The organism is Aminobacter sp. 01T433 (assembly GCF_056398585.1).
This window is the reverse complement of the sequence record NZ_JBFTPR010000006.1, coordinates 163,106-188,532: the sequence shown is the minus strand read 5'-3', so window position 1 is coordinate 188,532 and position 25,427 is coordinate 163,106. Positions and strand designations below refer to the sequence as shown.

At 63.1% G+C, this 25,427-nt stretch carries 23 protein-coding genes; 8 read left to right on the top strand and 15 right to left on the bottom strand.

What is annotated here, in order from left to right; all coding sequences use genetic code 11:
• The first annotated feature begins 1 nt into the window (after position 1).
• The 3 genes from AC1DLV_RS13130 to AC1DLV_RS13120 are packed head-to-tail and all read left to right on the top strand — an operon-like array spanning position 2 to position 3,842.
• On the top strand, positions 2-811 hold the full coding sequence (locus AC1DLV_RS13130; protein ID WP_476799990.1) for an ABC transporter permease: 810 nt from the start codon (positions 2-4) through the stop codon (positions 809-811).
• Complete coding sequence (locus AC1DLV_RS13125; protein WP_476799989.1) at positions 808-2,436, top strand: ABC transporter ATP-binding protein; 1,629 nt, start codon at positions 808-810, stop codon at positions 2,434-2,436. The genes AC1DLV_RS13130 and AC1DLV_RS13125 overlap by 4 nt, the downstream gene beginning before the upstream one ends.
• 2 nt (positions 2,437-2,438) lie before the next feature.
• Complete coding sequence (locus tag AC1DLV_RS13120) at positions 2,439-3,842, top strand: aldehyde dehydrogenase family protein (RefSeq protein ID WP_476799988.1); 1,404 nt, start codon at positions 2,439-2,441, stop codon at positions 3,840-3,842.
• Between the two features lie 117 nt (positions 3,843-3,959).
• Here the strand turns inward: AC1DLV_RS13120 and hpaI are convergent, their stop codons facing one another.
• From hpaI to AC1DLV_RS13090, 6 genes are read right to left on the bottom strand one after another with little or no spacing between them, the layout of a single operon-like run.
• A complete protein-coding gene (hpaI, locus tag AC1DLV_RS13115) occupies positions 3,960-4,766 on the bottom strand; it encodes a 4-hydroxy-2-oxoheptanedioate aldolase (protein ID WP_476799987.1) in 807 nt (268 codons plus the stop codon).
• An 8-nt stretch (positions 4,767-4,774) separates the two neighbouring features.
• Positions 4,775-5,581 (bottom strand): 2-oxo-hept-4-ene-1,7-dioate hydratase, encoded by an 807-nt coding sequence (gene hpaH, locus AC1DLV_RS13110; protein WP_476799986.1) that lies wholly within the window; start codon positions 5,579-5,581, stop codon positions 4,775-4,777.
• Complete coding sequence (locus AC1DLV_RS13105; RefSeq protein WP_476799985.1) at positions 5,578-6,450, bottom strand: fumarylacetoacetate hydrolase family protein; 873 nt, start codon at positions 6,448-6,450, stop codon at positions 5,578-5,580. Before AC1DLV_RS13105 ends, hpaH begins: the two co-directional genes overlap by 4 nt.
• A 10-nt stretch (positions 6,451-6,460) precedes the next feature.
• Entirely contained in the window at positions 6,461-7,441 is a 981-nt protein-coding gene (hpaD, locus tag AC1DLV_RS13100) for a 3,4-dihydroxyphenylacetate 2,3-dioxygenase (protein WP_476799984.1), read from the bottom strand.
• A 15-nt stretch (positions 7,442-7,456) separates the two neighbouring features.
• Positions 7,457-8,974, bottom strand: coding sequence for a 5-carboxymethyl-2-hydroxymuconate semialdehyde dehydrogenase (hpaE, locus tag AC1DLV_RS13095; RefSeq protein ID WP_476799983.1), 1,518 nt, complete (start codon positions 8,972-8,974; stop codon positions 7,457-7,459).
• 11 nt (positions 8,975-8,985) lie between these two features.
• Positions 8,986-9,372: a 5-carboxymethyl-2-hydroxymuconate isomerase gene (locus AC1DLV_RS13090; protein ID WP_476799982.1), complete on the bottom strand. Its 387-nt coding sequence runs from the start codon at positions 9,370-9,372 to the stop codon at positions 8,986-8,988.
• Positions 9,373-9,538: 166 nt separating this feature from the next.
• On the opposite strand from AC1DLV_RS13090, the gene hpaR reads away from it, so the two are divergent.
• The 3 genes from hpaR (at position 9,539) to AC1DLV_RS13075 (ending at position 11,845) form a co-directional block, all read left to right on the top strand.
• Complete coding sequence (gene hpaR / locus AC1DLV_RS13085) at positions 9,539-10,000, top strand: homoprotocatechuate degradation operon regulator HpaR (RefSeq protein WP_476799981.1); 462 nt, start codon at positions 9,539-9,541, stop codon at positions 9,998-10,000.
• A 130-nt stretch (positions 10,001-10,130) separates the two neighbouring features.
• Positions 10,131-11,270, top strand: coding sequence for an RHE_PE00001 family protein (locus AC1DLV_RS13080; RefSeq protein WP_476799980.1), 1,140 nt, complete (start codon positions 10,131-10,133; stop codon positions 11,268-11,270).
• Positions 11,271-11,437: 167 nt separating this feature from the next.
• On the top strand, positions 11,438-11,845 hold the full coding sequence (locus AC1DLV_RS13075) for a group II truncated hemoglobin (RefSeq protein WP_476799979.1): 408 nt from the start codon (positions 11,438-11,440) through the stop codon (positions 11,843-11,845).
• 65 nt (positions 11,846-11,910) lie between these two features.
• Here the strand turns inward: AC1DLV_RS13075 and AC1DLV_RS13070 are convergent, their stop codons facing one another.
• Both AC1DLV_RS13070 and AC1DLV_RS13065 read right to left on the bottom strand, forming a co-directional pair.
• Positions 11,911-12,576, bottom strand: a complete 666-nt coding sequence (locus AC1DLV_RS13070) for an aspartate/glutamate racemase family protein (RefSeq protein WP_476800082.1) — start codon at positions 12,574-12,576, stop codon at positions 11,911-11,913.
• An 8-nt stretch (positions 12,577-12,584) separates the two neighbouring features.
• Positions 12,585-14,033: an MFS transporter gene (locus AC1DLV_RS13065; protein ID WP_476799978.1), complete on the bottom strand. Its 1,449-nt coding sequence runs from the start codon at positions 14,031-14,033 to the stop codon at positions 12,585-12,587.
• Positions 14,034-14,279: 246 nt separating this feature from the next.
• Between AC1DLV_RS13065 and AC1DLV_RS13060 the strand changes: the two genes are divergently transcribed.
• Positions 14,280-15,125 (top strand): MurR/RpiR family transcriptional regulator, encoded by an 846-nt coding sequence (locus AC1DLV_RS13060; protein ID WP_476786563.1) that lies wholly within the window; start codon positions 14,280-14,282, stop codon positions 15,123-15,125.
• A gap of 164 nt (positions 15,126-15,289) precedes the next feature.
• Entirely contained in the window at positions 15,290-17,761 is a 2,472-nt protein-coding gene (locus tag AC1DLV_RS13055) for a DNA translocase FtsK (protein ID WP_476799977.1), read from the top strand.
• 9 nt (positions 17,762-17,770) lie between these two features.
• Here AC1DLV_RS13055 and pta read toward each other — a convergent pair whose 3' ends face one another.
• The 7 genes from pta to tauA form a co-directional block, all read right to left on the bottom strand.
• Positions 17,771-18,769, bottom strand: a complete 999-nt coding sequence (pta, locus tag AC1DLV_RS13050; protein ID WP_476799976.1) for a phosphate acetyltransferase — start codon at positions 18,767-18,769, stop codon at positions 17,771-17,773.
• 76 nt (positions 18,770-18,845) lie between these two features.
• A complete protein-coding gene (gene xsc, locus AC1DLV_RS13045) occupies positions 18,846-20,621 on the bottom strand; it encodes a sulfoacetaldehyde acetyltransferase (RefSeq protein WP_476799975.1) in 1,776 nt (591 codons plus the stop codon).
• 47 nt (positions 20,622-20,668) lie between these two features.
• The gene (locus AC1DLV_RS13040; RefSeq protein ID WP_476799974.1) at positions 20,669-22,069 is read right to left on the bottom strand and encodes an NAD(P)/FAD-dependent oxidoreductase; all 1,401 of its coding nucleotides are present in this window, start codon (positions 22,067-22,069) and stop codon (positions 20,669-20,671) included.
• 21 nt (positions 22,070-22,090) lie between these two features.
• Complete coding sequence (locus AC1DLV_RS13035) at positions 22,091-22,483, bottom strand: nuclear transport factor 2 family protein (protein ID WP_476799973.1); 393 nt, start codon at positions 22,481-22,483, stop codon at positions 22,091-22,093.
• Positions 22,484-22,625: 142 nt separating this feature from the next.
• Complete coding sequence (locus AC1DLV_RS13030) at positions 22,626-23,453, bottom strand: ABC transporter permease subunit (protein ID WP_476784014.1); 828 nt, start codon at positions 23,451-23,453, stop codon at positions 22,626-22,628.
• The gene (locus AC1DLV_RS13025; protein WP_476784015.1) at positions 23,446-24,258 is read right to left on the bottom strand and encodes a taurine ABC transporter ATP-binding protein; all 813 of its coding nucleotides are present in this window, start codon (positions 24,256-24,258) and stop codon (positions 23,446-23,448) included. Before AC1DLV_RS13025 ends, AC1DLV_RS13030 begins: the two co-directional genes overlap by 8 nt.
• A gap of 84 nt (positions 24,259-24,342) precedes the next feature.
• On the bottom strand, positions 24,343-25,362 hold the full coding sequence (tauA, locus tag AC1DLV_RS13020; RefSeq protein WP_476799972.1) for a taurine ABC transporter substrate-binding protein: 1,020 nt from the start codon (positions 25,360-25,362) through the stop codon (positions 24,343-24,345).
• Positions 25,363-25,427 lie beyond the last annotated feature (65 nt).

The following is a 25,427-nucleotide window of genomic DNA, read 5'->3' as shown; positions in this document are numbered from 1 at the left end:
CGTGTCGAGCAAAGTGACGCTGGGCGTTTCCGTGGCCGTTCTCGCAATGATGGCGGCTGCCGCCATCTTCGCGCCGGTCCTTGCGCCCTTTCCGCCGAACGAGATGGTTCACACCCCGTTCGATGCGCCTGGCGTGGGCGGCGTGCTGGGAGCCGATGGCCTTGGCCGGGATATGCTGTCCCGCATCCTCTACGCCACGCGCTACACATTCGTTGCGACGCTGATCGCGACGACGCTCGCCTGCATGCTGGGGGTGACGCTTGCCATTCTCGCGGGGCTCAGCAAGGGCTGGGTCGATATCGTCATCGGGCGCGCGGTCGATATCCTGATGTCGATCCCGCAAATCATCTTCGCCTTGATCATCCTGGCCATAGCCGGCGTGTCACTGACCACGCTGATCCTGACCATGGCGGTGCTGCAGTCGAGCACCTACTACCGTGTCACCCGCCCGATCGCCGGCGACCTGGCGGCGATGGAATATGTCGAAGTCGGGCGCCTGCGCGGCGAACGCCTGCACTGGTACCTGTTCAAGGAAATACTGCCCAACATGATCCCCTCGCTGCTGGCGCAGTTCGGGCTTGGGCTTTCCTCGGCAGCACTTTTCATCAGTTCGCTCAGTTTCCTGGGCATCGGCATCCAGCCACCCGCGGCAGATCTCGGCGGGCTTGTCCGTGAGAATGCGCTGGCCCTTTCAACCGGCCGTCTGACACCGCTGATACCGGCTTTCTGCATCGCGCTCTTCTGCTTGAGCGTGAACGGGATCGTTGATTGGCTCGTTGGTCGCTATTCAGACAAACCGGAATTGAAATGAGCGGAAATCGGATACTGAGCATCGACAATCTGCGCGTCGAGGCACGCTCGAGCGTTTTGCTCGACGACGTCTCGATCCATGTCGATCGTGGCGAGGTGCTGGGCATCATCGGGGAATCCGGGGCTGGCAAGAGCACGCTCGCTTTGAGCTCGATCATGCTTTTCAAAGCAGGCTGCGTGCCAACCGCCGGCTCCATCAAGCTGTGCGGCCAATCGCTCATGGAACTGGGCATCACCGAGCTCGAAACCATCCGGCGCACCAAGGCCTCCTATGTCGCCCAAAGTGCTGCCGCCGCGTTCAATCCGTTCTACCGTCTGGAAGACCAGGTCACCGAGATACCTGCGATGTCGCAGAAGCTGACCTCGGCCCAACGGCGGCGCATGGCGGTCGAGCTGTTCGAGGAGCTTCAGCTGCCCGACCCCGAGAATTTCGGACGGCGCTATCCGCACCAGGTCTCAGGTGGTCAGTTGCAGCGCGCGATGATCGCCATGGCGCTCATCAACCAGCCCGACCTGATCATTTTCGACGAGCCGACAACCGCACTCGACGTGACGACGCAGATCGAGGTGTTGCGGCTGATCAAGAAGGTGGCGCGCACGCACAATTGCGGCGCCCTCTACATCTCGCACGACCTCGCAGTGGTGTCGCAGATGGCCGACCGGATCGTGGTCATGCGCAATGGCAAGATGGTCGAGCAGGGCCCGACCCGGCAACTGGTGGACAACCCGCAGACCGAATACGCCCAGCGCCTGGTCACCAATCAGGGCGACGGCACCTATGCCAGCGCCAATGGTGGCGAGGCGACGTTGCTTGACGTGAGCAATGTCGATGTCGGCTATGGCGGGGTCGCGGCGGTCAAGGACGCGTCGATCAAATTGGGCGCTGGTTCGGTGCTGGCGCTCGTCGGCGAATCGGGCAGCGGCAAGACCACGTTGGCGCGCAGCATTGCCGGGCTGCAGCCGGCGCGTACCGGCCAGATCCGGATGCGCGACAGCATACTGGCGCCTGTTGTCGAAGGCCGCAGCTTCGATCAAAGGCGACTGATCCAATATATCCACCAATTGCCTGACCTTGCGCTCAACCCGCGCCAGACCATCCGCGATGTCATCGGCCGCCCGCTGACCTATTTTCACGGCTTGCGTGGTGCAGCCGCCGACCAGCGGCTGCGCGAACTGATGGAGTCCATCGAGCTACCGGCAGCTTATCTCGACCGCTATCCAGCCTCGCTTTCGGGCGGGCAGAAACAGCGCGTCTGCATCGCGCGTTCGCTTGCGGCAAAACCCGACATTCTGATCTGCGATGAGATCACATCCGCGCTCGACCCGCTGGTCGAGGAGAGCATCGTCAAATTGCTGACGCGGCTGATCGAGGACGAGGGGCTCAGCATCCTGTTCATCACCCACAATCTCGGGCTGGCGCTGCGCTTCTCGCACAAGACGGCGGTGATGCAGGCGGGCAGGATCGTTGAACATGGCGAAACGCGGTCGGTGTTCGAGACACCGCAGTCGGACTACACGCGCAGCTTGATCCGCGCGGTGCCTCAACTGCGCGAAGGCTGGCTGGACGGGTTTTCCAGCAATGCTGGACGGCCAGGGCCTCAGCCTGCAGAAATTCGAGGGAGATAAGAATGACCCATGCGATGATCATCGATGGCGAAAAGGTCGAAGCCGCAGAGACGTTCGGCGTGGTCGATCCGGCGCGGGCGGAAGTGTTCGCTCAGTGCCCTGCCGCAAGGCCGGAACATCTTGATGCGGCAGTCGCCGCTGCCCGCCGGGCGTTTCCCAAATGGCGGGACACGTCGCTCGATGAACGGGCAAGATTGCTCAACGAGATCGCCAATGCGGTCGAGGGCGACAAGGAGGCCCTGGCCGTATTGCTTTCGACCGAGCAGGGCAAACCTCGCGCCAGTGCCCATGGCGAGATCGGCGCGGCGATCCACTGGATGCGCGAAACGGCAAAACTCCGGCCTGCCGTCGAAGTCATCCGCAACGACGAGAAGCTCAGCATCGAAGTGCACCGCAAGCCGCTTGGCGTGGTCGGCTCGATCACGCCTTGGAACCATCCGGTCCTGATCGCCGTCTGGCACATCATGCCGGCGCTGATGGCCGGCAATTGCGTGGTGATCAAGCCATCGTCCTATACGCCGCTGAGCACGCTTCGGCTCGTTGAGCTTGCCAACGCGCATTTGCCGCGCGGCGTGCTCAATTCGGTGACCGGCGAAGGAGGCATCGGCCGCGCCATCGCCGGCCATCCCGGCATCGACAAGATCGTGTTCACCGGCTCGACGCCGACCGGGCGCAACATCATGGCCAATGCCGCAACGACCTTGAAGCGGCTGACGCTCGAACTGGGCGGCAATGACGCGGCGATCGTGCTGCCGGATGCAGATATCGACGCCATTGCGCCGGTGATCTTCGCCAAATCCTTCGGCAATAGCGGCCAGACCTGCGCTGCGCTCAAGCGGCTTTATGTCCATGAGAGCCTGCACGATGCGCTCGCCGAAAAGATCGCCGGGCTGGCGCGTGCGGCGAAGGTCGGTCCAGCGACCGATCCGGCAAGCCAGTTCGGTCCCTTGCAGAACAAGGCGCAGTTCGATCTGGTTCGCGAGCTTGCGGAAGATGCCAAGGCCAATGGCGGACGCTTCCTTTGCGGTGGCGCTCCTTCAGGGGAAGCGGGTTATTTCTTCCCGCTCACCGTGGTCACGGAAGTGACCGACGGCATGCGCATTGTCGATGAAGAGCAGTTCGGCCCGATCCTGCCGATCGTCCGCTACAGCGATGTCGACGACGCGATCGCGCGCGCCAATGCCAGCGAGAACGGCCTGGGCGGCTCGATCTGGTCGTCGGACCTCAAGCGGGCCGAAGAGCTGGCGCGGCGCCTCGAATGCGGTACCGCCTGGGTCAATGACCACAGTTCGATTTCGCCCGCCGCACCCTTCGGCGGCGCCAAGCAATCGGGCATCGGCGTGGAGTTCGGCCATTGGGGGCTCGAAGAGTACATGCAGATGCAGACGGTCCACATCACGCGCTGACCGAGTGCTGGCTTCGGCTGTGCGATGCGGTTGCGGCTGGCGCCTGGCGATCGCAGGACAGCAAAAAGAAAGGGCGGTCCATTGCCGCCCTTTCTGCGTTTCAGATGTTCGGGGTTCTCAGTAACCGGAGCTGGATACCGGCGGCGCGTCGTTGCGGGCAGCCTTGAACTTGCCGGCAAGCGTGCTGGTGGCCTGCGCCAGAAGCGTGACGTCGGTGCCGACAGCCACGAATGCCGCGCCCAATTCGAGATAACGTGCCGCAAGCTTGGTGTCGGAGGTCAGGATTCCTGCCGCCTTGCCGCTTTTTTGGATGCGCGTGATTGCATCTTCAACCGCGGCCTGCACCTCGGGGGCACCGGGCTTGCCGAGATATCCCATATCGGCGGCAAGGTCGGCCGGGCCGATGAAGATACCGTCGACACCGTCGACCGACGCGATGTCTTCAAGTGCCGCAAGGCCGGCCCGGCTCTCCAGTTGGACCAGCAGGCAGGTCTGGTCATTGGCCGTCGCCAGATAGTCGGGGATGCGGTTGAAAGCCGAAGCGCGGGCAAGGGCAGCACCCACGCCGCGCACGCCATGCGGCGGGTAGCGCATGGCCTTGACGAGTTCGCGCGCCTGATCGGCGGTTTCGACCATCGGCACGAGAATGGTCTGGGCGCCGATGTCGAGCAGCTGCTTGATGATCCAGGTCTCGCCGATCGGCGGGCGCACGACAGCACTTGCTCTTGACGCGGCGATTGCCTGGAGCTGTGCCGTCATTGTCGGCAGGTCGTTGGGCGCGTGCTCGCCGTCGATGAGCAGCCAGTCGAAGCCGGCGCCGGAACAGATCTCGGCGGTATAGGCGTTGGCTAGGCCGAGCCACAGGCCGATCTGTGCCTCGCCGCCCAGCAGGGCGGCCTTGAACGTGTTAACTGGTGCGGGCACGGGGTTCTCTAGGCGAAATAGGCGCTGACGGTACCGAACGGGCCGAAATCGGCCATGATGGTGTCGCCATGACGTGCCTCGACAGGGCGGATGAACGAGCCGGACAACACGATGTCGCCGGCCGCGATCGAGCCCCCGAACATGGCCAGCCGGTTGGCCAGCCAGGCGATGCCGGCTGCGGGATGGTTGAGCACGCCGGCACCCAGGCCGGTTTCTTCGACTTCGCCATTGCGCGACACGATGGCTCCGATCCAGCGCATGTCGGCGTCGGTCGGCCGCATTGGCCGCCCGCCTGTGATGATGCCGGCATTGGCGGCATTGTCGGAGATGGTGTCGACGATGGTGCGCGTGCGGCCGGTGGCCGGGTCGCTGCGCAAGATACGCGTATCCAGGATCTCGATGGAAGGCGCGATGAAATCGGTGGCGTTGAGTACGTCGAAGACCGTCGTGTTGGGACCCTCCAACGGGGCCTTCATGACGAAGGCGATCTCGGCTTCGATGCGCGGCTGGATGAAGCGGTCGGCTGGTATCGTCGCCGCATCCGAAAACATCATGTCGTCGAGCAGGACACCTGAATCGGGGATGTCGATATTGAGCGCATATTGCATGGCCTTGGAGGTCAGGCCGATCTTCCAGCCGATCCTGCGGCGGCCCTGGGCGAGCTTGAGCTGCACCCACTCGGCCTGCACGGCATAGGCGTCTTCCATGTCCATCTCGGCATGGTCGAGCGACAAAAGCCCGATCTGCTTGCGCTGCTTTTCGGCCTGGTCGAGACGCTGGGCGGCGGCCAGGTGCTGCTGTGGCGAAAGCTTCATGGCTGCTCGTCCATCACCGTGTTGCGCAATGTGCCGATGCCTTCGGCTTCGACTTCGACGACATCGCCTGAAGTGAGCCACCGTGGCGGGTCGAAACGGGCGCCGGCACCTGTCGGCGTGCCGGTCACGATCACGTCGCCTGGAACGAGCGTGGTGAAGGTCGAGATGTAGGCGATCAGCTTGCGGAAGCTGAAGATCATGCGGCTGGTGCGATCGTCCTGCCGCAATTCGCCATTGACTCTGGTCGTCAGGCGGATGTCGGCGATCTGCGTCTCGTCGGTGTAGGGCACGAGCCAGGGGCCGATGGCGCCGGAGGCGTCGAAGTTCTTGCCCTGGGTCACGTTGAACTTGGCGTGCCGCACCCAGTCGCGAATGGTGCCTTCGTTGCACAGCGACAGCGCGGCGATGTGGCCGAGCGCATCTGTTTCGGCGATGCGCCGTCCGCCCTTGCCGATGACGATGACGATCTCGCCCTCATAGTCGAGCTGCGGCGATTCCGGCGGGCGCATAATCGCTGAGCGATGCCCGACGAATGAGCGTGGAAACCGGATGAACAGCGACGGGTTGGCAGGGGCTACCTGGCCGTCCTTGTACTCCTCGTTGCGGTCGGGAAAGTTCACCCCGACGCAGATCAGCTTTTCCGGTACCGGAACCGGGATCTGGTAGGTGACCGCATCTTCGGCGATGTCAGCCGCGTGTTTCGCCGCTGCTTCCGCCAGCTGATTGAAGCCGTTATCCGCGATGACCTCGCGCAGGGTTGGCCATTGCGGAAAATGGGGCGCGAGTTCGATGATGCCTCTTTTGGTCACAGCGCCGTAGCTGGTTTTTCCGGCATGGGTGTAGGTGGCGAAACGGGGCCTGTCGCTCATGTCGTTGCCCTCACGGTGCGATGATCGGCGATGCCGCAAGCGCGGACACACGCGGCTCGGTGCCGGCAAAGGTGCTGCCTTCCTCGAACCACGAGCGCGGCGCAGGGGCGCCCCAAAGGGTCTGGCGCTGCGGATCCTTGAGGTCCCATTTGATCGGCTCGAGATCGGGATCGACTGTCTGGTAGTCCGAGCAGTAGATCTCGATGCGGTGACCGTCGGGGTCGCGGATGTAGAGGAAAAAGGCGTTGGAGATGCCGTGGCGGCCCGGGCCGCGCTCAATATTGGCGACATAGCCGGTGGTTGCCATCAGATCGAGCAGGTCGATGATGTTGAGCGGCGTCGGCACCCAGAACGCGACGTGATGCAGGCGCGGCCCAAGCCCATTGGTGAAGGCGATGTCGTGCACGCCGCCCTTGCGGTGGGTCCAAGCCGCCCACAGTTTGCCGCTCTCGGCGTCCTCAGTATATTCCGTCACGCGGAAGCCGAGCTCGTTGTAGAAGGCCACCGACTGGTCGACGTCAGGCGAGAAGCAGTTGAAGTGGTCGATGCGCAGCGGCTTCACGCCCCTGTAGAGCGCGTATTTCTGGTGGATCGGCGCCAGCCGGTCCATCTTCGAATAGAATTCGAGCGGAATGCCATGCGGGTCGCGGGTGCGCAGCGTGCGTGACTGGTAGGGCCGTTCCACCCATTCGACCGGCAGTTCCTTCGCCTTGAAGAAATGTTCAGCCCGGTCGAGGTCGTCCTCGGAGAACACCTTGAAACCGAGGTCGCGGGCTTCGGCCCTGCTGCCTTGCTTTAGTACGATGCAATGGTGGCCGCGTTCTTCCATGGCGCGCAGGTAGATTGTATCCGCTGTCTCGTCGGTGACCTGGAGGCCGAGCGTGTCGACATAAAAGGCGCGGGATCTGGCCAGATCCGTGACCGCCAGCTCGACATGGCTGAGCCGCACGATGTTGAAGGCGGGATAAAGGTTGGGTGTGGGCAATGGCATGATGTCTGTTCCCGCTCAGCCGCCGAGCTTCTGGATGTTGTGGGCCGTCGTGGCGAAGGCGATGTTTTTGGTTTCCATGTAGAAATCGAACGACCAGTCGCCGCCGTCGCGACCGATGCCGGAGTTCTTCACGCCGCCGAACGGTGCCGGCAGATGGCGGACATTCTCCGAGTTGACCCAGATCATCCCTGCAGCCAGCCCTTCGGTGAAGCGCAGGGCGCGTGTCACGTCCGATGTCCACAGATATCCGGCAAGGCCGTATTGGGTGTCGTTGGCGATTGCCAGGGCTTCGGCTTCGTCGCTGAACGGGATAGCCGTCAGCACCGGCCCGAAAATCTCTTCCTGGGCGATACGCATGTCGTTGCGCGCATCGGTGAACAGCGTCGGCGCGACATAGCAGCCACCGCCTGGTCCCTCGACCTTGCCGCCACCGGCAGCAATGGTAGCACCTTCCGAACGCGCGAGCTTGATGTAGGACAGCACCTTTGCTTCGTGCACAGGATGGATCAGCGGGCCGACGACCGTCTGCGGATCAAGTGGATGGCCAACACGGATGCGCTTGGCCTTCTCCGCAACGATGGCGGTGAACTTGTCGTAGATCGAGGCTTCGACCAGCAGGCGCGAGGACGAGGTGCAGCGCTCGCCATTGAGCGAATAGATCATGAAGACCGCAGCGTCGGCAGCGCGTTCGAGGTCGGCGTCGGCGAAGACGATCACCGGGTTCTTGCCGCCGAGCTCGAAATGTACGCGCTTCAGCGTGTCGGCGCCCTGACGCATGATCATCGAGCCGGTGCGGCTTTCGCCGACGAAGCCGATCGCCTTGATGTCGGGGTGTTCGGTCAGCGCCTTGCCGGCATCTTCGCCGAGGCCGTTGACCAGGTTCCAAACACCCTTCGGCAGGCCTGCCTCTTCGGCGATCTCGACCAGAAGGCGTGCGGTCAATGGCGAGAACTCAGCCGGCTTGTGGACGATGGTGCAGCCTGCGGCGAGCGCAGGGGCGATCTTCCACGTCGACAGCATGAACGGCGTGTTCCACGGCGTGATGACGCCGACCGGGCCGATCGGCACGCGGGTGGTGATGTTCAGCTGGCCGGGCGCCTGCAGCGTGCGGCCATCGCGCGCTTCGGGTGCCTTGTCGGCGTAGTAGCGGAAGTTTTCCGCACCCCGCAGTGCCGCCTTGGCCATGAACTTCAGCGACTGGCCGGTGTCCATGCACTCGACGAATGCGATCTCCTCGGCCCGCTTGACGATGGCATCGGCAATCGCATGCAGCAGCTTCTTGCGGACGTCGCCCGACTGTGCCGCCCATGCAGGAAAGGCTGTCTTGGCAGCCTTGGCGGCCATGTCGATATCAGCCGCCTTGCCATGTGCCACCCGGGCGAGCGGCTTGAGGTCGACTGGCGAAATGGTCTCGAAGGTCGTGCCGTCGAGCGCGGGGACCGCCTCGCCATTGATGTGGTTGGTTACGCCGGCGGAGCGGAAGCGCTCGAGATAGGCTTCAGCCTTGCGCAGATTGTTTTCGAATTCTGACATGTCGGTTTCCGTCACTTGTTGCGCAGGCGCGGGTGGATGGCGTTGTTTTTCCAGCTGAGCTCGGCGTCGATCTCGCGGATCTCAAGGGAAAGCGCGAAATGCGGACTGGCAAAAAGCGGCGCCAGAAACGCGTTCGCGGCCGCGAAGATGGCGGTGCCCGCGCGCTTCTTGTCGTCAGCTGATCGGCCCGCGCCGATCCTGAAACTCATATCGATGAAGCCATTTTCGGCCACGCGGTCGGCAATCGCATAGGCGTCCGCCCGCAGCGCCCGCACTCTGACCGCACCGTGCTCGAAAAGGCCGGTGTCGAGGATCGCCTGCGACAGCTGCTCGCACAGCGCCTGAATGTCGACCCGGTCGTCGAGATTGGCTGAATATTCAAGGGTGAGGTGAGGCAAGACGCTTCTTTCCGGTGAGCTGGCGCATCGATATTTAACATGTTAAATAGTTGCGCGGCCCGATGTCAAGCATGGTCTTGCGCCGCTGTGCTGTTTGCATCCCGCTGGTAGTTGCCGTGCGGCGTTGATCCGTTGTGACCGGGCGCAATATCGGGAATAAAGTGAAATGCCTTCCATCAGGAGTTCGTCCTTGCTGCCGCAGAACACCCGACGCTCATTGCCCATGTCGCTGCTGCGCGCGCGCGAAGTGGTGATGGCTCAGTTTCGCCCGATCCTTGCCCAGCATGGCGTCTCGGAGCAGCAGTGGCGTGTCATCCGCGTGTTGGGCGAGCAGAGCCCGCTCGATGCGACGGAACTCGCCGAACGGGCGTCGATACTGGCGCCAAGCCTGACGCGGATCATCAAGGCGCTCGAGGAGCGCAAGCTCATCACGCGTGGCAAGGTCGAGGGTGACGGGCGCCGCGTGATGCTGGCCATCGCGCCCAAGGGGCAGGTGCTGATCGCTGAAGTCGCGCCTGAAAGCAGCGCCATCTATGACGAGGTCCAAAAGCGCATCGGACACGAGCGCTACGAACAGCTGCTCGATCTGCTCGAGGGATTGATCGACCTGGAGAGCCGCAAGGACTGAGCGCTCTGGTTGTAGCAGCGCGGCCCTTGATACACCCCTGCAGCGGTCGCGATCTCTGTCGTGCGGGCCTTGCACTGTAATAAAGTGACGCCCACTATAGCTTCAGTTGCGCTTCGTGTTTAGTTGATCAATGGCTCACGATCTGACTGATTTGCCCCTGACAAGCCTCGTTGGTCCGGCGATGCGGGCGAGCGAAGCACTGGTGCGCCTCGACGAGCGCATTGCCCGTTCGCCGGTGGGAAAGGGTTTTGTCGAGCGGAGCCATTTTACCGACGCCGCATCGTCGCTGTGGCTCGATGGCGAGTTGGTGCATACCGAGGACCTGGTCTTGCATGACGCGCATATGGACTTGCGCGCGCCGACGCACGAACTGACTCGGGCGCATGAGATCCTGCGGCTCAGGCGCCAGATTTTCGGCAACAGGCCCGGTTGGGCACTGGGCCGCGAGGGCTTTGCCACGCTGTGCGGACGAGGCGCCGCACCCGTGCCGCCAAAACCGCAAGCACAAGAGGCATCGCTGGAAGGTGGCGATGAGGACGAAGACGACGGCGACAATAGCCTGAGCGCCGAAATGGCCGCGCTCGATGCAGCACTTGACCGTGCTCAGGCAGTGCTTGAACGGACGCGCGGCGATGGGTTGGCAAACCAGCCGGCCAGGCGAGCGGATGCGTCCGTGGGCCGTATTGCCGACGACAAAAACCCGCTGATCTATGATGCCGACTGGGACGAGCCGGAGCGGCTTGCGGCATGGCAGGGAACACTTTCCGAAAGCGAGGGCCTGCCGCCGCTGCTGCGCGCGGCTGTCGTCTTCGATGCCTGGAGCGTGATGGCACCGCTGCAGCATGCGCCTTGGCTCGGGCGCCTGCTGGTTGAAGCACTGCTGCGCGAGACCGGAGCGACGACTGCCCATCTGGCGGCACTTTATCTCGGCGCGCGGATCATCCCGCGCGAGAGCAGGCATTCGCGCGACCGCACGACGCGGCTGGTGGCCTTTCTCGACGGCGTCCACGAAACCGCCAGGGCCGGAACAAAGGAACACGACCGGCTGATCCTTGCCAAGACCCAGATGGACAGGCGGCTCAAGGGTCGGCGCTCGACATCGAAACTGCCTCAGCTGATCGAGCTGGTGTTGTCGCGGCCGCTGGTCTCCAGCGGCATGGTCGAAAAGGAGCTGGGCGTGACCACCGCCGGCGCGCTCAATTTGATCGGCGAACTCGACCTGCGCGAGATCACCGGCAGGGGCAGGTACCGCGCCTGGGGCATCATGTGAGTGGTTGCCTGCCTGCGGCGGTGGGACGCGGGTGGCTTAAATCGCTGGCGCTGGTGTCCAAATGAACCGATGCTTTGATCTGGCCGCTTGAGGGATGGCCCGGCGAACGGCGCTTGCAGCCCATGCCAGCAAGACCGCTGCCGCGAAAGCTTCAGGGGAGGATGATCTTGAACGAAAGCCTGCAGCCAAAAGGGCGCTCTCTTTATCTCGAAATCGGTGGCGAGGAAGCCATCCGACGCCTTGTCGAGATTTTCTACGACATCGTCGAGCAGGACGAGGATGCGGCACCGTTGCATGTGCTGCACCTTCGCGGCCACGGCGTTGCCCACTCCCGCGAGGAGCAGTTCAATTACCTCTGCGGCTTCTTCGGCGGCCCGAGCTACTACGTCCAGAAGCATGGTCATTCGAGGCTCAAGGAAATCCACCAGCATGTCGAGATTGGTCCCGAATTACGCGACCTCTGGCTGAAATGCATGCAACGCGCGGTCGAAAAGGCAGGCTTTTCCGACCGCTTCCGCGACCTTGTCATGCGCCATTTTGGATTCGCCGCCGAAACGACGCGCAACCGGGATTAGTTTGGCGGGCGAGGCATTGGGAGCGCGACCAAACCCAGACCCGCGCTCCGAGAGCTGCCTTCAGCTCAGCGGGCCGTTTCCACCGGCAGCAAGCCGATGATCCGCTCCATCGCACAAGGAATCGGTGCGATGATCGGCGTCTCGAACAGCGGCTGCAATTGCTCTGCCGCCTGCCCGAGTGGACCGCCGCCGATGATGACGGCTTCGGCACCATCCAGATCGATACAATCGCTGACCGCTTGGGCGAGCGATTTTGCGAGAAGCTTTTCGTCGCCTGCGACAGCGATAGGGTCACCCGGGGTACACCGGATGCCCGTATATAGGTGAGCGAGACCTAGATCTCGTGCGCGCCCGGCAATTGCCTCGGCAAGATCGGGCGTCGTGGTGGCGACGCCAAATTTTCGGCCGCCGAGCGATGCCTCGATCATCGAGGCTTCGCAGATGCCGACGACGGGAATGTCGACGCGTTCCCTGAGTGCCGCCAGGCCGGGATCCCCGAAGGCGCTGACGACGATCCCCAGGCAGTTTTCGTCGTGACCGCAGCCGATCTCGATCACCTGCTCCGCCGATGCCTCAAGCTGCTCGCCGTTGATGATCATCTGGGGGTTGCGGCTGGCGGTGGCAACTGCCACCGCCGTCCGTCCTGTCGCCGCCTTGCGTGCGATCGCATGCATCATGTCGCTCGTCGCATGCGAACTGTTGGGGTTGATCAACAGGATATGTGAAGTCACGCTCATCGTTACACTCTTGCTTGTACCGGCTGCGTCGATATCTCGGGCAGATCAGTCTCGGCCGGCTGTGTCAGGTCTTCCATCGACATGCCGTAGGTTTCAGGTCCCATCTGGATGCAGACGGCGAAGACGGCGTACATTGCGGCCGCCAGGCCGAACACGCCGACCATGCCGTAGATGTCGAACAGCGCGCCCGAGATCGTCGGCACGAAAGAACCCGCTGCCGATCCCGTCGCCAGGATGAAGGCCACGCCGAAGGCGCGAATGCGGGTCGGGAAAAGCTCCGGCGCATAGATCCAGATCGAGGTGTTGAGCAACAGCACGAAGAACTGGAAGATCGCGCCGAACATCAGCACTAGGTAGATGTTGGTGCCGAGAGTGGCGATCGAGACGGCGGCCAGGCAGGCGAAGATCGCACCCACCGTCAGCACCTTCTTGCGCGGGAAGTAGTAGCCGAACATCGAAGCCGCGATGGCGCCGAGCACGCTGCCGCTCTGGATGATCATGGAGTAGAGCAGGCTGCCCTGCAGCGTATAGCCCATTGACACGAAGATGATGGGCATCAGCGTCAGCACCGAAAGCTGCGCGCCGTAGCTCATCAGGATGGCGATGGCGACCGGAATCGTCCGGCCGAGATACGGCGCGCGGAACAGCTCCTTCCATGCGCTCTTGCTCGGCACTTCCTGAGCCGGGTCGGCGGTCAGGTGCTCGCGGACAACAAGGTTTTGCGGCCTGAGCGTTCCCGATTCCAGGATCGAGAGCACCTTGTTGGCCTCTGCGATCCTGCCTTGCGAGGCCAGGAAACGCGGTGTTTCCGGCACGAAGCGGCGATAAAACACCACCAGCAACGCCGGCAAAGCCAGCGCGGCGAACAGCCAGCGCCAGCCGTTTTCACCTGGAAAAATCGTGAAGATCAAAAGGCCGAAGGCAGGTGCGAGGAAATTGCCGAAGCCGCCGGCGCCGACATTGACCAGTCCCGCCGCCGTTCCGCGAAATTTTGGCGAGCAGAATTCGGACAGCATGGTCACCGCGGTCGAAATCTCGCCGCCGATGCCGAAGCCGACAACGCCACGCGCAATGGCGAGCATCGCGAAATTCGGCGCCAGCGCGCAGGCCAGTGAACCGATGGTGAAGAGCAGCAGGTTGAAGGTCAGCATCACGCGACGGCCATAGCGGTCGCCAAGGATGCCCGACAGCAGCCGCCCGATGGCCGCGCTGCCGAAGGTGATGGTGTTTAGAAAGCCGATGTCGGCGCCGGTCAGCCCCCAGCTTTCCTTGAGCATCGGCCCGGAAACGCCGATTGTGTTCTGCTCGAAGGCATCGAACAGCACACCGATGAGCACCAGCGCGATGATCTGCTTGTGCGCTCCTGTCACCCCTATGCGGCTGAGCGACGATTCGAGTTGTCTAATGACCGGCGATGACTTGCCGGACGGCACCATATTTTCCGCTGCCATGGTTTCTCCCCCCTTGGCTGACCCAGATATGAAAATTGATTTTCACGTAAGTAACACATGAAATCATCTTTTTATAGTCAAAACTTACGTAGGGGAGACAGTCGAGTTGTGTTGTGTGCAAATGTGCTTATGTCTCTGTGATTCCTAAGTGATTATGGCAACCAAGCAGGGCTTTTGGAGTTCCCGCCCTTGCTGAGGCGCCTGAACGGCGCAAATGTGCGCGACGACAATTCAATGGCAGGCGGCATGACGAACCCCAAGGATCGGCCCTTTCTTTTTCGCGTGCGTGAGGCGCTGGACGAGCTTCACCCGGCGGAACGGCGGCTTGGCGACTTCGTCTGTGACTTTCCCGGTGAGCTGGCCAGCTATTCCGCATCGGAGCTCGCCACATTGGCGAACGTCTCCAACGCCACGGTTTCGCGCTTTGTCAAACGGCTGGGCTATGAGAACTACGAAGAAGCCCGCCGCCATGCGCGCGAGGAAAAACAGACCGGCTCGCGCCTGTTCCTGACGACGTCGACCGACACGGCGACGGTTCAGTCGCTGGGCGCCCATGTGGCCCAGGGCATCGCCAATATCGAGGGCACCTTCGCCACCATCACCGACAGCCAGATTGACGCCGCCGTCGAGGCAATGCTGGCAAGCCGCAAGATCTGGGTGCTTGGCTTTCGCAGCAGCCATCCTTTCGCCGACTATTTCCAATGGCAGATGACGCAGGTGGTGGAAAACATTGTCGCCATACCGGGCGGGGGGCAGACCCTGGGCGAGCACCTGGTCAGCGTCGGCAGCAATGACGTGGCGGTGGTCTTTGGACTGCGCCGCCGGATCGCGCGTATGGAGATGGTCCTGTCGGCCATCGAAAAGAGTGGCGCGAAGCTGCTCTACATCACCGACGAGGGCGTATCCCACCGGCAAAGTGCAACCTGGCATTTTCGCTGCCAGACGTTGGCGCCAGGGCCCCTTTTCAACCACGTCTCGGCGATGGCGATCTGCCACCTCCTCGCGACCCGCGCCATCGAACGCTCAGGTGCCGCGGGACGAACACGTCTCAGGGGCATAGAGCGAATTGGCGATGCGCTGGAGGAGTTGTAGCTCCTCATACCTTGCGACTTTCCACGATTGCATAGCCCCTCTTGGGGGAGGCACACCGGGCCGCGACAGATGTTCACTTTCACGGTCAGAGTGCCCGGCGGGAAGGAACTGTTAACCACTCGCTTCCTATTGCTCAGCAGACGTTTCATCGGCGAGTCTTGAGTATGCAGTCCATGCGTTTTTCTCGAACCAATCTTCCGGACACGGCTTCGCACGATGACGGCGCGAGCCACCCTGACAACAAGCGCGGCGACAGGGCAGCAGGCCAGCTGCCCTCGGCGGCGGACGGCCCCGGCTGGCAGGATTATTTCTTCCTGGCACCCAATGTGCGCTTCACCCGCACGCCCGATTACGATGCCGCAAAGCGCCATGCGGACGGCGAGGCCGATGCCGGTCAGGGCGAAACGCAGGCTGAGGTTTCCGCCGTGCAGCCGTCGATGCCGGAAGTTCAGGTCGCGGTTGCGCCCCATGCTCAACCCTCGGCAACGGTGATCCGCCGGCCGCAGGTCGTGGAAGCCCTGCAGGCACAAATTGCCAGCAGGATCGCTGCGGCAGCACCCAAGCCAGCACAATCGCCGACGCACCAGGCCGCTGTCGTTTCGCAGCCGACGGTTCCTGCTGCGCGTCCAGCGACAATTGTAGCGGACCCAAGGTCGTCCACCGCTAGCGGCGCGGTGCCGCAGCCCAAGAAAGCACGCTGGTCCTACCTCTCCGATCACGCTTTCTTCGAATTGATGGCGCCGAGCACCTCGGACGGGCCGTCGCCTGTCGCGGCACACATGGCCGTGCGGCCAGCACCCGCTCCGGTGCCAGTGCCAGTGCCGGTTGCACCGGTTGCCGCTGTCGTCAGGCGCCCAGACGTCTCAGCTGCGGAAATCACCGCCTTGTTTCGCGTCATCGAATGCATCCCGGCTGTCGAGACCGCCATGCCGATCGTGGCGCCGGCCAATTCGAACGAGGCCAAGCCGGAAACATCCGCGATTGCCGAGGCAATTGCCGCCAGCACTGAGTTTGCGCCACCAAGCGTCGAGATCGCAGCACCGGCCGCGCGGCCGGCTTTGCCTCCCATCGGCAGGATCGTGCCGGCGACCACGGGCGACGCCTATCAGCTTCCTTCCGAGGAGCTGTTGCAGCTGCCGCCGGAAGGCCAGGGCTTCTACATGTCGCAGGAGCGGCTGGAGCAGAATGCCGACCTGCTGGAAAGCGTGCTCGAGGATTTCGGCGTGCGCGGCGAAATCATCCATGTCCGCCCCGGTCCTGTGGTCACGCTTTACGAATTCGAGCCCGCACCAGGCGTCAAATCCTCGCGCGTCATCGGCCTTGCTGACGACATCGCGCGCTCCATGTCGGCGATTTCGGCGCGGGTGGCTGTCGTGCCTGGCCGCAATGTCATCGGCATCGAGCTGCCGAACGAAACACGCGAGACGGTCTATTTCCGCGAGCTGATCGAGTCGGACGGCTTCCGCAACACCAGCTGCAAGCTGGCGCTGTGCCTGGGCAAGACGATCGGCGGCGAGCCTGTCATCGCCGAGCTTGCCAAGATGCCGCATCTGCTGGTCGCCGGCACCACCGGCTCGGGCAAGTCGGTGGCCATCAACACCATGATCCTGTCGCTGCTCTACCGGCTGAAGCCTGAAGAGTGCCGTCTCATCATGGTCGATCCCAAAATGCTCGAACTCTCCATCTATGACGGCATCCCGCATCTTTTGACGCCCGTCGTCACCGATCCCAAGAAGGCGGTGACCGCGCTCAAATGGGCGGTGCGCGAGATGGAGGACCGCTACCGCAAGATGGCGCGGCTCGGCGTGCGCAGCATCGACGGCTATAACGAACGCGCCGCCGTCGCCCGCGAAAAGGGCGAGACCGTCGTCATGACGGTGCAGACCGGTTTCGAAAAAGGCACCGGCGAGCCGCTCTTTGAGGAGCAGGAGATCGATCTCGCGCCGATGCCCTATATCGTCGTCATCGTCGACGAGATGGCCGACCTGATGATGGTCGCCGGCAAGGAAATCGAAGGCGCCATCCAGCGCCTGGCGCAGATGGCGCGTGCCGCCGGCATCCATCTGATCATGGCGACGCAGCGACCTTCGGTCGACGTCATCACCGGCACGATCAAGGCCAACTTCCCGACCCGTATCTCCTTCCAGGTGACGTCGAAGATCGACAGCCGCACCATCCTTGGCGAACAGGGCGCCGAGCAGCTGCTCGGCCAGGGCGACATGCTGCACATGGCAGGCGGCGGGCGCATTTCGCGCGTGCACGGCCCCTTTGTCTCCGACATCGAGGTCGAGCATGTCGTGGCGCATCTGAAGGCGCAGGGGCGTCCCGAATATCTCGAAACCGTGACCGCCGACGAAGAGGACGAAGAGCCCGACCAGGGTCCCGTCTTCGACAAGGGCGCGGTCGCTGCCGAAGACGGCGATACGATCTATGACGAAGCGGTCAAGGTGGTGCAGCGCGACAAGAAGTGCTCGACCTCCTACATCCAACGCCGCCTTGGCATTGGCTACAACCGTGCCGCCTCGCTGGTTGAACGCATGGAGAAGGAGGGCCTTGTCGGCGCTCCCAACCACGTTGGCAAGCGCGAGATCATGGCAGGCCGGCGCGATCTGCCCGACGGGCCCGACATGGATTGATCGCCGGCCCTAGCCCTGGGCCGCCTGGACCACGGTAACGGCGATCATGTGAAACGCGTCGTCCGCACTGCAGCCGCGCGACAGGTCGTTTGCCGGCTTGGCAAGGCCTTGCAGGATCGGCCCGATGGCGGTGGCGCCACCGATGCGCTGGGCGATCTTGTAGCCGATATTGGCGGCGTCGAGATTGGGGAAGACAAAAACATTGGCTTCGCCATGCAGCGTTGAGTTCGGCGCCTTGGAGGCGCTGACCGCCTCGACAAAGGCAGTGTCGAACTGCAGCTCGCCGTCGATGACAAGGTTCGGGTCGGCGGCATGGGCGAGCCGGGTCGCCTCGACCACCTTCGATACCCGCTCGTGCGCAGCACTGCCATTGGTCGAAAACGACAGCATCGCCACCTTGGCGGCAGCGCCGGCCAGCGCCTCATAGGAGCGCGCCGACATGCGTGCGATGTCGGCGAGGCCAGCCGCATCGGGATCGACGACCAGGCCGCAATCGGCGAAGACGAAAGCGCCTTTGCGGGCATGGTAGGGCTCGCACAACATCATCAGGAAGAAGCTGGAGACCAGCCCGACACCAGGCGCGCGGCCGATGACCTGGAGGGCTGCCCGCACCGTGTCGGCGGTTGTGGCGACGGCCCCGCCGACAGTGCCGTCCGCCTCACCCTCGCGCACCATCATGGCGGCGAAGATGAGGGGCGAACAAACAGCCTCCAGTGACTGGATTTCATTGACGCCCTTGGCCTTGCGCAAATCATGATAGGCGGCCGCAAAACGCGGGGTCAGGGGTGAGCGAGCCGGGTCCTCGATACGAATGTGTTCAAGACCGGCACCGGCATCGGCCAGCCTTTGCGCGATCACCTGATGGTTGCCGATCAGGGTGATCTCGGCGATGCCTTCTCGCAGAGCCCGCACGGCAGCCGCAACGATGCGCGGATCCTCGCCCTCGGCCAGCACAATGCGTTTGGGCGCATGCCTTGCGGCTGCGATGATGCGGTCGAGCGGTTTCATCAACATGTCCTGGAGAGATGGATGCCGGCCCGGACGCAAATGTTCCGAGCCGGTATTGGCGCGATGTAGCCGCTTGTCAGCTGCGTGGCTGCGGACGCATGTCGGCGCGGTCGATGCCGGCGACCGGCACCGGCTTTTTCATCGCATCGCGGCGGAAGGGTTCGCCGAGTTCCTGGTTGAGAATGACCTCGACGAAGGTGGTCACGCCCTTGGCCTGGTCCTCGACCGCCTTTTGCAACGCGGCCGTGAGCGCAGCCGGCGTGTCGGCCACCACACCCTTCAATCCGCAACCTTCGGCCACCTTGGCGTAGCTGAGGTTGGGGTTGAGCTCGGTGCCGACGAAGTTGTTGTCGTACCACAGCGTCGTGTTGCGCTTTTCAGCACCCCACTGGTAGTTGCGGAAGATCACCATGGTGATCGCCGGCCAGCCTTTGCGGCCGATCGCGCCCATCTCGTTCATCGAGATGCCGAAGGCCCCGTCGCCGGCAAAGCCGACCACCGGCACGTCGGGTCTGCCGATCTTGGCGCCGACAATCGAGGGGAAGCCGTAGCCGCAGGGGCCGAACATGCCCGGCGCGAGATATTTGCGGCCGTGTTCGAAGCTCGGATAGGCGTTGCCGATGGCGCAGTTGTTGCCAATGTCGGTGGAGATGATCGCTTCCTTTGGCAGTGCCGCCTGGATTGCCCGCCAGGCCTGGCGCGGCGACATGCGGTCGGCCTCGCGACGGCGCACCGAGGCGTTCCATTCTGTGCCGGCATCGTCATCCTCATGATCCATCGACGACAGCTGCTGCAGCCAGGCCGAACGGGTCTGGTGGATCGCGGCCTTGCGCTCCTCGCGGCCAACATTGCCGGCAGCCGGCGTCAGCTGATCGAGGATCTGGCGCGCCACCTGCTTGGCGTCGCCGCAGATGCCGACCGAGACCTTCTTGGTCAGGCCAATGCGGTCGGCGTTGATGTCGACCTGGATGATCGCGGCGTTCTTCGGCCAGTAGTCGATGCCGTAGCCGGGCAGGGTCGAGAACGGGTTGAGGCGGGTGCCGAGCGCCAGCACCACGTCCGCCCTGGCGATCAGCTCCATCGCCGCCTTCGAGCCATTGTAGCCCAGCGGGCCGGCGGCAAGGCGATGGCTGCCGGGGAAGGCGTCATTGTGCTGGTAACCGCAGCAGACGGGCGCGTCGAGGCGCTCGGCCAGCGCTATGGATTCCGGGATCGCTTCGCCGATGACCACGCCAGCACCGTTGAGGATAACAGGGAATTTCGCTTCGGAGAGCAGCCTTGCCGCCTCCGCTATTGCCTGCTTTCCGCCCGAGGGCCGTTCAAGCCTGACGATGCTCGGCAGGTCGACGTCGATGACATGGGTCCAGTAGTCGCGCGGGATGTTGATCTGCGCCGGTGCGCAGCCGCGCCAGGCCTTTTCGATGACACGATTGAGGACTTCGGGAATGCGCGATGGGTCGCGGACCTCTTCTTGATAGCAGACCATTTCCTCAAACATCGCCATCTGGTCGACCTCCTGGAAGCCGCCCTGGCCGATGGTCTTGTTGGCCGCCTGGGGGGTGACCATCAGCATCGGCGTGTGGTTCCAATAAGCGGTTTTCATCGCGGTGATGAAGCCGGTGACGCCCGGGCCGTTCTGGCCGATCGCCATCGCCATGGTGCCGGTGACGCGGCTGAAGCCGTCGCACATCATGCCGGCATTGGTCTCGTGCGCGCAGTCCCAGAAGCTGATGCCGGCCTTAGGGAAAAGGTCGGATACGGGCATCATGGCCGAGCCGATGATGCCGAATGCATGCTCGATGCCATGCATCTGGAGAACCTTCACGAATGCTTCTTCGGTGGTCATTTTCATGGTTTTGTTCCTTTCGATTTCGGGGGCGGAGTCCGGCCTTGGGAGGGCTAGAGGATTTCGTCCTTGAGATAATACCAGCGGTACATGCCCCACTGGCCAAGGCGCCTGAACGGCGTCAGAAGCCCATGGCTCGGCAGTGGTGAGGTGAAGATCGGCAGGTCGAGCTCGCCGCCCTTGCCCGCGACCATCTGGGCCATGCGGCGGCCGGCCTGGGCCGAATACATGACGCCGTTGCCGCCATAGCCCATGGCATAGAACAGCTGCTGTTTGGGGTCGGGCCGGAAGATGCGCGGCATCATGTCGTGGCTGACATCGACCCAGCCCCACCATGAGTAGTCGACCTCGATGCCGCGCAGGACCGGAAACTTGCGGTAGAGCCCTTCGAGCAGGCGCTCGAGATGCTTGCCATTGACCGCGTCGCGGCCGGTGATGGCGCTGCGGCTGCCGATCTGCACGCGGCCATCGGGCAGCATGCGATAGTAGTGACGCAAGGTACGCGTATCGGTGAGCGGAATGCGCGTATTGAAATTCAGCGTCTCGTGTTCGCCAGGGGTAAGCGGGCGGGTGACGATGGAATTGGACAGGATCGGCATCAGCCGGTGCCTGGTCAGGTCGTGCAGGCCAGGCGAGGTGTAACCGGCGGTGGCGATGCAGACCGCGCGGGCGCGAACGGTGCCGCCCGGCGTGCGCAGATGGTGGACGCCGCCCTTCAGCTCGCTATCCAGCACCGGACTGGAGGTGTGTACCCTGGCGCCGAGTTTGCGGGCCAGTCTGAGATAGCCGAAGGCGAGCTTGGCTGCATGGATGCCCATGCCGTCCGGCTCATATACGCCCCCCTTGGCTTCGGCGTCGCGGACGAAATCCCGGTGGATTTCGTCGCGTCCGACGATCCGGGTCGGATAGCCGAAAACCTCGTTGAGCAGCCGCGATTCCTTCTCCAGTGCTGGCATCATCTTGTCGCGATGGGCGATGTAGAGATGGCCGCCATCCTGCGGGTCGCAGTCGATTTCCGGCGAACGGATCAGGTCGCGAAACAGGTCAAAGGCCTCGCTGATCTCGGCATGCAGCCTTCTGGCGACATCGACGCCCCAGCGTTCGATCCATTGCGAACGCTTGAGCCGCCCTGCAGAAATCTGCGCCTGTCCGCCATTGCGCGTGCTGCAACCCCACGCGACGCCATTGGCCTCGAGCACCGTCGCCTTGATGCCATGCTCCTTGGCCAGATGGATGGCGCAGGAGAGGCCAGTATAGCCCGAACCGATAATGGCGACATCGACATCGATATCCTGCGTGACTGGGCCGTCGTCTTCGGGCGGCGTGCCGGCGGTGGCGATCCAGTAGGTCGGCGCATAGTCCTTGCCTTCGCCGGGATTGGGCGCATGAACCGGATCGTAGGCCGGGTCGAAGGGCTTGCGCTGCGCACTGGGCCTTGTGAGCTGATGTTGCATTGGCCTGTTCTCCCGAACCTCTCAGCCCTTGGGCTGAGCCGCAACCAGCGGCCGGTTCTTGCGGAATGCCTGCTTGCGTACGATCTTGCCGTCCTTCAGCGTGAACAGATCGCAGCCTTCGGCCTCGATGCGGCTGCCGTCCGAATTGGTGCCGGAGAAGGTCCATTCGGAGACGGCGCGGTCGCCATGGACGAAATGTCCGTGATGGGCCCAATGCGCGTCCGGCATGGCTTTCCAGACGCCGCTGAAAGCCGCGGCGATCTGCTCCGTGCCTTCGAAACGTGTGCCGTAGACCTCTGAGCCGGCGACGCCATTGAAGACGCAATCCTTGGCGAAGAAGCGCATAACACCATCGATGTCGTGCCGGTTGAAGGCATCGAACAGGTGGGCAAGATCGTCGGCGGTAACAGGCATTTCACAGTCCTCGTGTCGTGGCGGCTGTGCCTTCCAGGCATAGCTTCGCCGTGGCCGGACAAGCCGGCCGAATGGTCTTGGTGTGATGAGTGTTGAAGGCTTCAGCCGGGTGGCGCGGTCGCCATGTGGATCATTGCTGGCATCAGATCTTGCCCTTCCAGGGGATCAGCGTCTTTTCGAGATAGCGGATCAAAAGGTCGAAGGCGAAAGCGAATATGCCGATGACGATGATGCCCATGATGACCGTGTCGCTGGCGAGATATTCAGCGGCATTCAGCACCATGAAGCCCAGGCCGCGATGGGCGGCGACCATTTCGGCCGCCACAAGCGTGGTCCAGCCGACGCCGATGCCGATCCGCATGCCGGTGAATATCTCCGGCAAGGCAGCCTTGAGGATGACGTGACGGATGACCTGGCCACGGCTCGCGCCCATCGCATAAGCGGCGTGAATCTGCTCGATCGAGACGGAGCGGACGCCGGCGCGGGCGGCGATGGCCATCGGCGCGAAGATGGCGAGGTAGATCAGGAATACCTTGGGCAATTCGTCGATGCCGAGCCAGATGATGATCAGCGGCAGATAGGCAAGCGGCGGCAGCGGCCGGTAGAACTCGATGATCGGATCAAACAGGCCGCGCACCACGCGGTTGGTGCCCATCAGGATGCCGACGGGTACCGCCGTCACGAGCGCCAGCACAAATGCGCCGAGCACGCGGCCAAGGCTCGCCAGCGTGTGCTGGGTAAGCGTCGAATTGGACACGCCTTCCGTCATTGCCGTGACGAATTTGGCCCATACGGCGAGTGGCGAGGGCAGGAACAAAGGCTTGACCCAGCCCATCTCGGTGACCAGCAGCCACAGGCCGAAGATCACCAGGGCCGTGATCAGGCTGATATGCCCGCTCATGCCATCGCCGGGCGCGCCATAGATCTTGCCCGGTCGCGCGGGCTTGGCCTTGGAGAGGCGCTCAAGCATGGGCGAGTTCCGGGTTTCCGGATTGGAGTTCGTCGCCATAGATGATGCTGAGGATCTGTTCGCGCATGTCGATGAAATCGCGGCTGGACTTGATGGCACGGGCATTGCCCTCTTCAAGGAAGCGTCGGTTGAAATCGAGTTCGTAGGTGTGGGTGATGCGGCCTGGCCGCGGCGACATGACGATCAGCCGCGAGCCCAAAAACAGCGCCTCCTCGACGCTGTGGGTGATGAAGAAGAACATCTTGTTGGTGAGCTGCCAGACCTTGAGCAGCAGTTCCTGGATGGTCTCGCGGGTCAGCGCGTCGAGGGCGGCCATCGGTTCGTCCATCAACAGCATCGCCGGATCGCAGGTCAGCGCGCGGGCAACGCCGACGCGCTGCTGCATGCCGCCGGAGAGGTGGTAGATCATGTGGCGGTGGAAATCCTGTAGCCCGACCAGTGCGAGGTTCTTGGTGGCAATCTCACGCCGCGTGGCCTTGTCCACGCCGCGCAGCTTGAGGCCGAACTCGGTGTTGTCGATGACGTTGAGCCAGGGCAAAAGCGCGTGCTTCTGGAACACGACGCCACGGTCGGCCCCGGGGCCCGTGATGCGGCGTCCGCCCAATGTGATGTCGCCGGCGGTCGGCGCCATGAAACCGGCCATCAGATTGAGCAATGTGGTCTTGCCGCAGCCCGAAGCACCGAGCGCCACGACGAAATCGCCGCTGTTGATTTCAAGATTCACGCCCTTCAGCGCAACGACCGCCTGATCGGTATACAGACCCGGATAGGTCAGGCTGACATTGCTGACGTTTAAGGCTTCCATTTCGCCGACCTTTCGTAACGAATGCGCAGTCGAGGTGGGAAGTCGCCGCCGGCCGACAAATGCGGCCAGCGGCTTTGTCGAGGCTTATTTGGACGCCTCCTTGGCATAGCCACTGTTGACGAAGGGGGCGTAGTCGTCGAGTGCCTTGTCGATCTGTTTTTGGGCGACAAGGAACTTCGCACTTTCGTTCAGCGCACGCGTTGCACCCCCGCCGAGCCAGGTGTCGGACGCCTGTTCGGCGGCATTGGGGAAGGACAAGAGCTTCAGCGCTTCGACAGCACCAGCGCCATCGCCGCCGATCAGCTTGACGATGCCCTGGACCTGCGGCGAGTCCGCTGTCCAGGCTGCCTTGTTGGTGTTGTAGTCGGCATAGGCATCGGCAAGAACCTTGGTGAACGCCGCCATGAACTTGGGGTTCTCAGCCGCCCATTTCTTGTCAGCGACAAGGCCGTCGAAGGTCGGCACGGAGGCCGCGCCGATGACTTCGGAATCGGCGATCACCTTGCCGTTCTTGAGCAGTTCAGACAGCGCCGGTGGCCAGACATAGGCGGCATCGATGTCGCCGCGCTGCCATGCGGCGATGATCTGCGGCGGCTTCATGTTGAGGATATTGACCTCGCGCGGATCGATCTTCCACACCTGCTCGAGGCCTACGAGCAGATGGAAATGCGAGGTCGACACGAAGGGCACGCCGACATTCTTGCCCTTGAGGTCCTCGGGCTTTTCGATGCCAGAGCCGTTGCGCACCACGAGCGCTTCGGACTTGCCGATATTGTCGAGGATCCAGAACAGTTCGAGGTCGACGCCGCGGGTCGCGGCGGCGGTGGTGCCGGTGGAGCCGATCACGCCGATCGGCACCGTGCCCGAGGCGAGCGCGGTCGAGATGTCGCCGCCCGAGCTGAATTGGCGCCAGTCGATGGTGTAGCCCGCTTCCTTGGCGGCGGCGTCGAAGCGGCCGTCGGCAATGGCGGTGACGAACGGACCGACGATCTGCTGGTAGCCGACGACGACCGACGTTTGAGCGTAGGCAACGCAGGACGTGAACAGGCCGGCAGCGATGGTTGCTGCGCCGGCCAAATGCTTCAGAGACTTAAAGTGTATCATCGTTTCCCTCTTTGTTTTGCTTGCCACCGGTTGTCCCGGGATCTTGCCAGCTTTGATGCCGGTCT